11 protein-coding genes and 1 pseudogene are annotated in these 12438 nt (G+C 69.9%); 9 read left to right on the top strand and 3 right to left on the bottom strand.

The window, feature by feature from the left end:
- The 7 genes and pseudogenes from AB0B96_RS40470 to AB0B96_RS40500 all read left to right on the top strand — a co-directional run.
- Positions 1-530, top strand: a pseudogene (locus tag AB0B96_RS40470) (ketopantoate reductase); the annotation flags it as partial.
- 160 nt (positions 531-690) lie between these two features.
- The gene (locus tag AB0B96_RS40475; protein ID WP_362907582.1) at positions 691-1896 is read left to right on the top strand and encodes a cytochrome P450; all 1206 of its coding nucleotides are present in this window, start codon (positions 691-693) and stop codon (positions 1894-1896) included.
- A gap of 38 nt (positions 1897-1934) precedes the next feature.
- Positions 1935-2129: a ferredoxin gene (locus AB0B96_RS40480; protein WP_362907584.1), complete on the top strand. Its 195-nt coding sequence runs from the start codon at positions 1935-1937 to the stop codon at positions 2127-2129.
- Between the two features lie 498 nt (positions 2130-2627).
- Complete coding sequence (gene vanY-N, locus AB0B96_RS40485) at positions 2628-3200, top strand: D,D-peptidase/D,D-carboxypeptidase VanY-N (protein WP_362907586.1); 573 nt, start codon at positions 2628-2630, stop codon at positions 3198-3200.
- 246 nt (positions 3201-3446) lie between these two features.
- The gene (locus AB0B96_RS40490; protein WP_362907588.1) at positions 3447-4403 is read left to right on the top strand and encodes a D-alanine--D-alanine ligase family protein; all 957 of its coding nucleotides are present in this window, start codon (positions 3447-3449) and stop codon (positions 4401-4403) included.
- The gene (gene murF / locus AB0B96_RS40495; RefSeq protein ID WP_362907590.1) at positions 4400-5779 is read left to right on the top strand and encodes a UDP-N-acetylmuramoyl-tripeptide--D-alanyl-D-alanine ligase; all 1380 of its coding nucleotides are present in this window, start codon (positions 4400-4402) and stop codon (positions 5777-5779) included. Before AB0B96_RS40490 ends, murF begins: the two co-directional genes overlap by 4 nt.
- A gap of 92 nt (positions 5780-5871) precedes the next feature.
- Entirely contained in the window at positions 5872-6564 is a 693-nt protein-coding gene (locus tag AB0B96_RS40500; RefSeq protein ID WP_362907592.1) for an aspartate/glutamate racemase family protein, read from the top strand.
- Positions 6565-6833: 269 nt separating this feature from the next.
- Here the strand turns inward: AB0B96_RS40500 and AB0B96_RS40505 are convergent, their stop codons facing one another.
- From AB0B96_RS40505 to AB0B96_RS40515, 3 genes are all read right to left on the bottom strand, one after another.
- Positions 6834-8315: a HAMP domain-containing sensor histidine kinase gene (locus AB0B96_RS40505; protein ID WP_362907594.1), complete on the bottom strand. Its 1482-nt coding sequence runs from the start codon at positions 8313-8315 to the stop codon at positions 6834-6836.
- A gap of 7 nt (positions 8316-8322) precedes the next feature.
- The gene (locus tag AB0B96_RS40510) at positions 8323-8997 is read right to left on the bottom strand and encodes a response regulator transcription factor (RefSeq protein ID WP_350949441.1); all 675 of its coding nucleotides are present in this window, start codon (positions 8995-8997) and stop codon (positions 8323-8325) included.
- A gap of 314 nt (positions 8998-9311) precedes the next feature.
- A complete protein-coding gene (locus AB0B96_RS40515; RefSeq protein WP_362907597.1) occupies positions 9312-10646 on the bottom strand; it encodes a glycoside hydrolase family 43 protein in 1335 nt (444 codons plus the stop codon).
- Between the two features lie 334 nt (positions 10647-10980).
- On the opposite strand from AB0B96_RS40515, the gene AB0B96_RS40520 reads away from it, so the two are divergent.
- Both AB0B96_RS40520 and AB0B96_RS40525 read left to right on the top strand, forming a co-directional pair.
- Positions 10981-11724 (top strand): class I SAM-dependent methyltransferase, encoded by a 744-nt coding sequence (locus AB0B96_RS40520; protein WP_362907599.1) that lies wholly within the window; start codon positions 10981-10983, stop codon positions 11722-11724.
- Between the two features lie 74 nt (positions 11725-11798).
- Positions 11799-12329: a DUF1697 domain-containing protein gene (locus AB0B96_RS40525; protein ID WP_362907601.1), complete on the top strand. Its 531-nt coding sequence runs from the start codon at positions 11799-11801 to the stop codon at positions 12327-12329.
- Positions 12330-12438: the final 109 nt, after the last annotated feature.

Raw genomic sequence — 12438 nt, forward strand, 5'->3', positions numbered from 1 at the left:
CGTTGCTGCCGTCGGTCGTCTTCGGCACCCTCGGCCCGCCCCCGACCGACCGGGAGCGGGCCGTACGCCAGGCGTTTCGCGAGGCCGGACTCCGGCTCAAGGAGCGGCCCGACTTCCGCGGCTGGCTGTGGGTCCATTTCGCGTCGGGTGCCGGCCTGCTCTCACAGGGCCTGCGGCTGGGTTCCCTGTCCAAGCTGGCCGGGACAAGGGGCGACCTGCGCGAAGGGCTGCTGGCCGGCCGGGAGCTTCTGCCGCTCCTGCAGGCGCGCGGTGTCGACCTGCGACGTCACCGGGGCGGTGTGCTGCTGTTCCGTGTGCCCACCTGGCTGACGGCCCCCGTGCTCGCCTGGCTGACCGCTCATGTCGCGCTCGCGCGCGTGAGTTTCACGGCGCACTCCGATCCCGACGCCGAGGAGCCGCGTGAGGTCTGCCGGGACACCCTGGCCGAAGCACGACGGTTGGGCATCTCGGTACCGCGACTGGAAGCGGCGGAACCACACTTCGCCCGCGAGGGGGCGGGACGAGTCTGAATCCACCGATATCTGTCGGTCCCGGTGGTCCATTGCGGCTCCTTGGTCCGTCGCATCCCAGGGCCGAACCCGGTTGCACCGGTCGACCAACCGCCGTTCACATGCGGCTTTTCGTTGTCCAGCCTCTATCGCCCGTCCGTGACGTCGTGGAAGGAAAGTCATGACCACCGCAGAGAAGCACGAGTTCCCCATGGCCCGTACGTGCCCGTTCGCGCCGCCGCCGGCGTACGAGGAGATCCGCGAAGGAGAGCCGGTCTCGCGGGTTCGTCTGCCCGACGGCGGGTGGGCCTGGGTGGTCAGCCGCCACGAGGACGTGCGAACCGTGTTGAACGACCGGCGGTTCAGCGCCGACCGGGAACATCCGGACTTCCCGTCACTGGTCAAGGGCGAGGCGGCGTTCCGGCGGCCGGACGAGGAGCGCTTCCTGATCTCGATGGACGCGCCCGAGCACGGGCCGGCGCGCAAGGCCGTACTCGGCGAGTTCACGGTGCGCCGGTTGGAGGCGCTGCGGCCGCGGATCCAGGAGATCGTCGACGGGCAGATCGACGCGCTGCTGGCCGGGCCGCGGCCCGGTGACCTGGTGGAATCGCTGTCGCTGCCGGTCCCGTCACTGGTGATCTGCGAGATGCTGGGCGTGCCCTACGCCGACCATGAGTTCTTCCAGGAGCACACGGTGAAGGTGATCAAGCAGTCGACGCCGCCCGAGGAGCGGGGGGCGGCCATGATGGCCATCCAGGGCTACATGACCGACCTCATCGCGCAGAAGGAGGAGAACCCGCCGGACGACCTGCTCGGGCGGCAGATCGTCAAGCTGCGCGCGGACGGCACCTACCGGCGGACGGCACTGGCCCGCATGGGCTTGCTGCTGCTCGTGGCCGGCCACGAGACGACGGCGAACATGATCTCGCTGTCGACCGTGGCGTTCCTGCGCAACCCGGAGCAGCTCGCGATGATCAAGGCTGACCCGGGCAGAACGCTCAACGCGGTCGAGGAGATGCTGCGCTACTTCACGATCATCGACGTGGCGACGGCCCGGCTGTGCGTCGAGGACGTCGAGGTCGGCGGGCAGCTGATCCGCGCCGGCGAAGGAGTGCTGGCGCTCGGGTATTCGGCCAACCGGGACCCGCGGGCGTTCGAGAACCCGGACAAGCTCGACATCGAGCGCGGCGCGCGCCATCACGTTGCGTTCGGGTTCGGGCCGCACCAGTGTCTGGGCCAGAACCTGGCTCGGATGGAGCTGCAGATCGTGTTCGACACGCTGTTCCGTCGCGTGCCCACGCTGGAGCCGGCGATGGATGTCGACGAGCTGCCGTTCAAGGACGACGCGAACATCTATGGCCTGTACCAGCTCCCGGTGACCTGGTAGCGGACGAACCGCCATCCCCGTCTCAGGAGGAGAGGGCCATGAAAATCATCGCGGACACCGACAGGTGCGTCGGTGCCGGACAGTGCGTGCTCACTGAGCCCGCGCTGTTCGACCAGAGCGAGGACGACGCCACAGTCATCGTGCTGAACGAGACACCGGAGGGCGAGCTGGTCCAGAAGGCCCGCGAAGCGGTGCACCTGTGCCCTGGCCAGGCACTCTCCCTGGAGGAGTGAGGCAATCCGTGGATGGCCTTACAGCCTGAAAGGATCACGCTGATCGGTGTGGGACGCCGAACGGCGCGTCTCCGCTCGAACAGGGCAGTGGCCGCGCGAGAGCCGGTGAGCCAGGAGCAGGCGGCGGCCGTTCTCGGAGAGCAGCGGCAGGCCGATACCCGTCACCGCCGCCGGCGTGTGCCGTGGCCGCCGAGCCCAGCAGTGGCGCGGTCGCGACGGCACCGGCCACCACGGCGGCGCCCCGCGACAGCGAACGCCGGTCCCATGCTCCGTTGTCAGCCACAACCTTCTCCTTTTCTTGGTCACCTTCGACGCGACGTTCCGATCGGCGGACGGAACGTCGCGTCCACTGTCGACCGGCCGTGTGCCCGCCTCGTCCTCGCCGCGTCATGGTCGTGTCACGGCCATGCAGACGGTCGCGCCGACGGTCGCCGTCGTCGACGAACGGTGACGTGCGGCGGGCAACGCGGGCACATTCGGCGCCGATCGTGGTGCGTCATGAACGAGCCACGCATGATCCCGACTCGGCCCCGTGACCGGCTGTACGCCGTGGTCACGCTGGTGCTCGCCGTGCTCCTGCTGCCCGCGGCGTTCGTCCGCGGCCCCGGCCGCGCCCGTGAACTGGCCTGCCGCTGGGCGTTGCGGATGCGATTCCCCGCCGAGGACCTCACCGGGCTCACCGAGGGTGCCCTGGCGGCGTTCACCGCGGCACGCACCCGGGCGCTCTGGCGTCACGGCCGGCTCATCGGCCTCACCTCGGGATACCGCGATCCCCGTGTGCAGCAACGGATGTTCGACGAGGAGGTGCGCCGCGCGGGCTCCCCGGCGCTGGCGCGCATGCTCGTGCTGCCACCTGCGGAGTCCGGCCACGTCAGGGGCGTCGCGTTGGACGTGCGCCCCCACGAGGGCGCGCGCTGGCTGGAGGAACACGGCGCCCGCTACGACCTGTACCGAATTTACGACAACGAGTGGTGGCACTTCGAGTACCGCCCGGACAGCGGTGGCAGGCCGCCACGGCGACTGCCCCACCCCGGCGTGGGGTACGCCGGCGAGCGCACGGACCGGCTGTAGTCCGGTCCTGGTCAGCGCATGGAGGGCGATTCGGGGAAGTCGAACCGGTCGGTCCGGCGGGCACGGACCCCGATGGTCAGCGGGGGACGGCCGGCTCGTCCCGCATCGGGACCCAAGGCCGCCGGCCGTGACACGACCATGACATGGCGCTGACGAGGCGGGGACACGGTCGCCCGACAGTGGATGGGGCCCGCTCTCCAGGGGGGAGCCGGCTCTCTCCGTGCCGTCGAGGAAGGCTGATCGATCGTGACCGAACGCGTACGCGTGGCCGTGCTGGCCGGTGGGCCGTCCGCCGAGCACGAGGTGTCGCTGCAGTCGGCGCAGGCCGTGCTCAACGCTCTGCCGAGGGATCTGTACGAGCCCGTCGCGGTCATCATCGACCGGAGGGGCAGGTGGCCGGTGGAGTTGCGACGCGGTCTGGTGGACGTGGTCTTCCCCGCGCTGCACGGGCCGTTCGGCGAGGACGGCGTCGTGCAGGGTCACCTGGAGACGTTGGGCATCCCGTACGTGGGCTGCGGTGTCATGGCCTCCGCCGTGGCCATGAACAAGGTCGCGATGCGGCGCGCGTTCCTGGCAGAGGACATTCCGGTCACGCCGCATGTGTGGTTCACCGAGCACGAATGGGTCACCGCCACCGACCACTGGGAGCTGGTGAAGTCGCTCGACTGGCCGATGTACGTCAAACCGGCCGGCATGGGCTCCTCCATCGGCATCTCACGTGTCACCTCCATGGAGGAGTTGCGCGCGGGCGTGGATCTGGCGCTCGCCTACGGTCGGGTGGTCGTCGTCGAGCAGGGCGTGAACGCGCGCGAGGTCGTCTGCGGCGTGCTCGGTGGCCATGACACTCCGGACGCCTCGGTGCCCGGCGAGCTCATCGTGCCCGGCGACTGGCTCGACTACGAGGCCAAATACCTCAGCCAGGCCGAGATCGTCACCATCCCCGCGGTGCTGCCGGACCGGGTGGTCGGTGACGTGCGGGAACTGGCCCTGCGCGCCTTCCGGGCGATCGGCGGCTACGGCCTGTCCCGTGTCGACTTCCTCTACGAGGAGGACACGGGACGCCTGTACGTACTGGAGATCAACACCATGCCCGGCTTCACGTCACGTTCCGTCTACTCCAGGGCGTGGGCCGCGAGCGGTGTCCCGTACCCGGATCTGCTGCGCCGCCTCATCGACCTCGCGTTCGCGAGGAGCGGCTCATGATCCCTATCACGCTGCACGAAATCGCGCGGGTCGTCGGCGCGAGCCTGCACGACGTGCGCGACCCGCAGGCACCGGTGACGGCGCCCTCCGCGGTCGACTCCCGCGAGGTGGTGCCCGGCGGCCTGTTCGTCGCGACGGCAGGCGCCCGCGTCGACGGTCACGACCACGCGGCCGCCGCCGTCGCGGGCGGCGCCGTCGCCGTGCTGGCCTCAAGACCCGTCGGCGTGCCCGCCCTCGTGGTCGAGGACGTCCAGCTCGCGATCGGCCTGCTGGCCAGGCACCTGCTCGAACGCATCAGCCCGACCGTGATCGGTATCACCGGCTCCGTGGGCAAGACCACGACCAAGGACCTGCTGGCCCAGGTGCTCGAACGGCACGCCGCGACGGTCGCCACCGACAGGTCGTTCAACAACGAGCTCGGGCTGCCGCTCACCGTGCTGCGTGCCGATGCCACCACCCGATACCTGGTGCTGGAGATGGGGGCGGGCCGCAAGGGCGACCTGAGGTATCTCACCGGGATCGCACCGCCCCGCGTCGGGCTGGTGCTCAATGTCGGCAGCGCGCATGTGGAGCGCATGGGAGCCGGGCCGGCCGACGTGGCCGAGGCCAAGGGCGAACTGGTCGAGGCACTCCCGGCGGACGGGTCCGCCCTGCTCAACGCCGACGACCCGTACGTCATGGGCATGGCCGGCCGTACCAGGGCCCAGGTCCTGCTGTACGGCGGGTCGGCACAGGCGCGGGTGCGAGCCGAGAACGTGCGGATGGCAGACCGTGCGCGAACCGCGTTCGAGCTGGTCACGCCCTCAGGACGCGCCCCGGTCGAGCTCGGCCTCATCGGTGAGCACCAGGTGGGCAACGCCCTGGCGGCCGCCGCCGTCGCCACCGTACTCGGCCTGGGCGTCGCCGAGATCGCCGACGGGCTGAACGCCGCACGGCGGCGCTCCGCGGGCCGGTTGGAGATCGTCGAACGACCTGACGGCGTCACCGTCGTCGACGACGCCTACAACGCCAGCCCCGAATCCATGCGGGCCGGGCTGCGGGCGGTGAAGGCCCTGGCCGGCACCCGCCGTACCGTCGCCGTGCTCGGCGCGATGGGACAGCAGGCCGGCGCCTCCCGTACCCGGCACGCGGAGATCGGCCGACTCGTCGCCGACCTCCGCTTCGACGTGCTGATCGCGGTCGGACCGGGGGATCCGCTCGCGATCGCGGAGGCGGCGGAGTCCTCGAAACAGGGCGTGGCCGTCCACACCGCCCAGGACGTGACCGAGGCACTCGGACTGGCCACCGCGCTTCTCGAACCGGGAGACGTGGTGTTCGTCAAGGCCTCCAGCGAGATCGGGCTCGGTGCCTGCGCCCGTGCACTGGCCGGAGCCTGACCGCCGGCGCGTCGCCGAGGAGACGAGCGGATCAAGTCCACGCCGACGCACCGCCTGGCCGGTCGCGGCACCAGTCATCGAAACGGAGTTCCATGCGTACGATCGGTCTCATCGGCGGGTTGAGCTGGGAATCGACGGTGATCTACTACCAGATCATCAACCAGCGGGTCCGCGAGCGGCTCGGCGGCAGCCATTCGGCCAACAGCCTCATCTGGTCGGTCGACTACACGACCGTCGAGGACCTCGTCTTCGCCGACCGCTGGGACGAGGTGAGCGCGCTGCTCGCCGAGGCCGGCGGGAAGCTGGAGGATCTCGGCGCCGAGGTCCTGCTCGTCTGCAGCAACACCTTCAGCCGGGTGAGCGACGACGTGGCGCGGGCCGCGAGCGTGCCCGTGCTGCACATCGCCGACGCCGTGGGCGCGGAGATCCGGGCGAGGGGGATGCGCAAGGTCGGGCTGCTGGGCACTCGCTTCACCACGGAGCAGCCCTTCTACCGGGAGCGGCTGGCCGTCCACGGCCTCGACGTGGTCGTCCCGCGACGCGAGCAGCGGGAAACGGTCCACCGCGTGATCTTCGACGAGCTGGTGCGCGGGGTGCTCAGGGAATCCTCCAGGGACGCGTACGCCCAGATCATCGCCGATCTGGCGGCCGAAGGAGCCGAAGGCGTCGTCCTCGGCTGCACGGAGATCGAGCTGCTGATCACCGAGAAGGACACCGCCGTCCCGCTGCTGCCGAGCGCCCGGCTGCACGCGGAGGCGGCGGCCGGCTTCGCGCTCGCCGAGTGACGCACCCTCGGTCGCGTCCCCGCACAGCGCGTTGACGCCGTACGACCGCCGGTGCCGCAGTTCGGCGCGGACACGTTCGACGCCGAGGACGGGTCCCCACCGTCACCCAGGAGGGTTCCGGGGAGCGAAGGTGATCGTCGTGGTCGGTGCGACACGTCCGCTCGGCGGGTCGCCGGCCGGAATGACGTCGCTGGGGCGCACGCCGCAGCCGGCCACGGCGACGAGCGATACGAGGCCCACAGCGAGCACGCGGCGGGCGAATCCTGTCCTCATTCGGGGCCTCCGTCCGGATCGGCTGCCCGGCGCGGCAGGCGCAGCGTGAACACGGCACCTCCGTCCGGGGCGTTGGTGACGGTGAGGTCACCTCGGTGCAGGCGGGCGTTCTCCCGGGCGATGGCCAGGCCCAGGCCGCTGCCCTCGGACCTGGCTCTGGCCGCGCTGGCCTTGTAGAACCGGTCGAACACGTGCGGCAGCACCGCCTCGTCCACCCCCGGCCCGTGGTCGCGGACCTCAAGAACGATCCGGTGCGGGTCTGCGCGAAGCCGTACCGACACCGGTGGCTCGCCGTGCCGCAGGGCGTTGCCGACCAGGTTCGCCAGGATGACGTCCACCCGGCGTGGGTCCAGCCGCGCCGTCACCCCGGGGGGAACCTCGGTGCGCACCCGCTCCGACCAGCCCCGAACGCGCAAGGTCGCGTCCACCAGTTCGGCCACGTCGACGTCGTTCGGCGCGAGGGCCGCGACGCCGGAGTCGAACCTGCTGATCTCGATGAGGTCGTTCACCAGGGCGGCGAGGTTGAGCGTCTCCTGGCCGACCAGCCTGGCGGCCCTGTCGGCGGGTTCGGGCAGCCGGTCCGCCTCCTCCTCCAGGACGTCGGCGACCGCGGTGAGCGCGGCGAGCGGGGTGCGCAGCTCGTGGGACACGTCGGCCACGAACCTGCGGGCGTCGGCCTCCATCTCGCGCAGCTGCCCGACGAGCCGTTCCAGCTCCGCGGCGGTGTTGTTGAACGTGCGCGCCACGTCGGCCAGCTCGTCGGAGCCGCGCACCGCGATCCTGGTCCGCATCTCGCCTTCGCCCAGCAGGCGCGCCGCCCGGCCGAGCTCGCGCACCGGGCCCAGCACGCCACGGGCGGCGAGCAACGCCAGGACGACCGCGAACGCGAGGGCCGCCCCGCCGATCAGCCAGGCGATGGCGGCGAGCTCGTCGATGCTGCGCTGCTCGGGAAGCAGGCTGCGCGCGATGTAGACCTCGATACCGGACACCCGCGTCGTCCGGTCCTCCTCGATGATCAGCAACGGCATGCCGATGATGAGAGTGGGCTCGCCCTGCCGCACCACCCTCTGCCACGCGGTGCGGCCACCGGCCACCACCCGTCGCAGTTCCGGTGAGGCCATCCCGAAATCCAGGGCCGGGGACTCCTCGCCCGGCCTGTCGCCTCCCAGCGGCGGCGAGGACGGAGGGAGCGGTGAGTGCGCCTCGCGGTAGACCGCGACCGCGAAGCCGTCGCCGTCGGTCGCGGCCTCGGCGATCTCGCCGAGCTCGTCCGGGCCGGGCGTCGCGCTCCGCAACGGGTAGAGCGCCTGCAGGCGGCCGGTCATCGCCTTTACCGCGGCATCCTGGGTCCTCTTCAGGATGGAGTTGCGTGCCTGGACGTAGATCCCACCGGCCACCGCCGACGCGGTGACCACACACAGCAGCGCGAAGGCGAACAACAGCCGGGCACGCAGCCCCAGGCTCGGCCGAGGTGTCACCGGCGGCTCACACCGGCCCGAACCGGTACCCGAACCCACGCACCGTCTGCACGTAGACGGGGGTCGCCGAGTCGTCCTCGATCTTCGCGCGCAACCGCTGCACGCACGCGTCCACCAGGCGCGAGTCGCCGAAATACCCGTGCTCCCACACCGACTCCAGCAGTTGCTGGCGGCTGTGCACCCGGCCGGGAGTGCCGGAGAGTTCGAGCAGCAGGCGCAGTTCGGTCGGGGCGAGGTCCACCGGCACGCCGCGTTTGGCGACCACGATCCCGGCCCGATCGATGGTCAGCTCCCCGTGCCGCTCCAGCTCCGCCTGGTCCCGGCCGACCCGCCGCAGCACGGCGCCGATGCGTGCCTCAAGCACCCTGGGCTGCACCGGCTTGACCACGTAGTCGTCGGCGCCCGCCTCCAGCCCGGCCACCACGTCCATGTCGTCGCCGCGCGCGGTCAGCATGATGATCGGTGTCTGACCGGCGGCCCGGATACGGCGGCAGACCTCGAACCCGTCCATGCCGGGCAACATCAGATCGAGCACGACGACATCGGGAAGATCCGTGCGCAGCCGCTCCAGCCCCTGCTCGCCGGACTCCGCCGCGCGCACCCGGTATCCGTGCCGGGTCAGGGCCAGCTCAAGACCCTCCCGTACGGCCGGGTCGTCCTCGATCAACAGCACTCGCGACACGCCGCCGAGTCTCACCGCACGCCCCCGTAACTCGTCCGCCGGTCGACCACGTCCAGTGTCGGCCGGCCGTGTCTCCGCCTCGTCTTCGCCATGTCATGGTCGTGTCACGGTCTTGCCGACGGTCGCCGCCGCCGAACAAGCGGTGATATGCGGCAGGTGAGGCGCGTTCGGCGCCAATCGTAGTTCGTCACGAACGAGCCACGTACGATCCCACCTCGGCCCTGTGACCGGCTGTGACCGGCTGTGACCGGCACGGCCCGGCTACGTCGACCGCCCAGGCGCCGGCGAGCGGCGCCTGGGCGAGGGGGCATTTGTCAGGCCAAGGGGGAGGTCACCGTGAAGGAGGCGTCGGAGGCGAAGACCGAGGTGGACGCTTTCAGGTCCAGCCGCATCTCGTAGTTGTAGTGGCGCAGATAGCGGCCCGGCAGGTTGTACGACTCGAACGAGGTCGTACCGCCGCCGGCCAGCCCCGCCCTGCCGCAGAACGTGGCGTCACCCTTGAAGATCGCCGTGCCGTCGTCACGCTGCAGGGTGAGCCGCATGTTGTAGTGCCGCAGGTAGTAGCCCGGCAGATTCACCGCCTGGAAGGAGTAGCAGCCGTTGTTGGCCAGCCCGGCGGTCACGGTGAACGTGGCGTCCCGGCGGTCGGCGAGCGCGCTGGAGGCGCTCAGCGGATCGATACGGGCAAGATTGTCGCGGTGGCGCAGATAGCGGTCGGGGAAGTTGGCCGAGCGCAGCGAGCGGTTACCCGTCGGCACCGCCGTCGTGTCGCCGGCGTCCTCGCGCAGCACGGTGAAGTGCCTGGCGACGCCGGACAGGCCGGACAGTTCGACCTTGGCGGAGAAGGCGGACAGGTCGGAGCTGTCGGCGTAGTAGTAGCGGCCGCCCGTGTAGTTGTCGAAATAGATCCGCCACCTGCCGTCGGGCAGTCGGGTCAACGCGGGCCCTTCCAGCCCCGAACCCCAGCCCGCCCAGTTCCCGACGCCGGTGAACTGCCAGGGGCCGGTGAGCGAGGTGGCGGTGGCGTGCTCGATGTACTTCGTCGTCTCGTTCTTGAGGAAGTTGTGGTACGTGGAGCCGACCTTGACCACGAAGCTGTCGATGTAGTTCGCCGGGATGCCCAACGCCGCCGGGGCGCTCCAGGACGACAGGTCGGCGTTGGTGGCGGTGATCCGATACGGCCTGAACTGTCCCGCCGTGCCGGTCGTCGAGGCCGAGAAGATCACGTGAACGCTGCCGTCGGAGTCCTTGAACCACTCCGGAGCCCAGGTGCTGCCGGTGGCGCCGTTCAGCCCGACGGTCACGTTGCGAAGGAACGTCCAGCTCACGGAGTCGGCGCTGCGAGCGAAGCCGATGGTGTCACCGGTCCAGTTCGTCGTGTAGACGAGGTAATAGTAGCCGTCGGTGTGCCGCAACACGCTGGGATCCCTGATCAGCCCCGACGGTGGCGTGTAGGCGTTGGCCCGCACGAGGGAGAAGGTGGAGGCGTTGGGGGAGTCGTAGACGTACATGTTCGATTCACTGCTGTTGGTGAAGGCCGTCATCAGGTAGTGGGGGACCGGACCTGCGGCGTGGGCCGCCACCGGTGTCAGGACAACGGCCATGACGACGGTGAACAACGCGGCCAAAACTCTGTGATACCTACGCATTCCGGTACCTCCATGATGTTAGCGATAACATTTCACGGCGAGCGTACGGAGACGGTGATTCGAGCGTTGGCGCATTCTTAGCCCGGCGAAGGGACCCCGTCAACGGACGGTACGCGGTTCGTTGTGGCGTGTGCCGAGGTCTCGATCCGGAGAGGCGCGCACGGTCTGTTGATCCAACCCGGGTGGGCGGCGGGTAGAGCCGACGGCCCCGAAAGTTTCAGGGAACGCAGGGTAGTACTCGAGTGTTCACCGTTTCGCGAGGCTTCGAACGAACGCGTTCACAGGGGCACAAAATCGTTGGACAACGCCTAGCGCAACGGTGATCGTTGGCGGCATGCGACAGGAGGAGATCTGGGACGTCGACGCCGCCCAGCGCTACGACACGCCGGGTAGCGGCATGTTCGCGCCCGAGATCCTGGGGCCGACCGTGGACCGCCTCGCCGAGCTCGCGGGGGACGGGCGGGCGCTTGAGTTCGCCATCGGGACCGGTCGCGTGGCCGTGCCGCTCGCCGAGCGAGGGGTGCCCGTCACCGGTATCGAGCTGTCACCTCCGATGATCGACCAACTGCGGACCAAGGTCGACGAGGCGACGATTCCGGTGGTCGTCGGCGACATGGCGACCACCACCGCCCCGGGCGAGTACACGCTGGTCTACCTCGTCTTCAACACGATCTCCAACCTGCTCACCCAGGCCGATCAGGTCGCGTGCTTTCGCAACGCCGCCCGTCACCTCAACTCCGGCGGCCGGTTCGTGATCGAGCTGTGGGTGCCTGAGCTGCGCAAGCTCCCACCGGGTCAGCAGGCCATGGTCTGGCACAGCGATACCGGCTACATCGGTCTGGACACCTACGACACCCTGCGCCAGCACGTCGTGTCACACCATTTCAGGTTCGACGAGAGCAGGCAGGCCCAGCTGTATCGCAGCCCGCACCGCTATATCTGGCCGGCCGAGCTCGACCTCATGGCCCAGCTGGCCGGGTTCGCACTGGAGAGCAGGCACGCCGACTGGGCCGGAGCCGAATTCACCGCCGAGTCGCGTTCTCACGTGTCCGTCTACCGCATTCCGCCGGACCGCTGAGAGTGCCACCGTCAGAGTCAAGGTCGCTGATCAGGTCTCGTGCCGTTCCGAGAGCGGAAGGGAGAAAATAGGGCATGACGCGATACGTGGCGCTGCTGCGCGCGGTGAACCTCGGCAGCCACAAGAAGATCTCCATGCCCGACCTGCGCGCGGTGTGCGCGGAGCTGGGGCACACCGACATCCAGACCTATCTGCAGAGCGGCAACGTCGTCTTCACCGCCGCCGAGCCGGAGGCGGGAAAGGTCGCGGCGCGGCTTGAGGAGCGGCTCGCCGACGGGCTCGGGCTGACCACGAAAATCATCCTGCGGACCGCCGACGAGCTGAGGGCGGTCGTCGAGGCGAGCCCGGCGAAGGCCGACGATCCGACCAGATACTCGGTGTGGTTCCTGCTCGACCCTCTGGTGGCGGACTGGCTCGACGGTTTCGACGCCGGGAGGTTCGCGCCCGAGGAGATGTGGACGGCGAGCCGTGAGATCTACCTGAGCCTGCCGAACGGTACCGGCCGCGCGAAGCTCCCGGTCGCGCTCGAACGACGTCTGAAGACCCCGGCCACCATGCGCAACTGGAGAACCGTCACCAATCTCGTGGAACTGGCCGAAGGATGAGCCGGTGAGGATGCCGGTCCGCGACGCGGACCGGCATCCCCACCGCGGGGGCCGCCCCCCCGGCCACCCCACAGAAGTATGGCCCACCATTGAACTCCCTACCACCAGA

It is taken from the genome of Streptosporangium sp. NPDC049046 (genome assembly GCF_040649155.1).
GTDB lineage: Bacteria > Actinomycetota > Actinomycetes > Streptosporangiales > Streptosporangiaceae > Streptosporangium.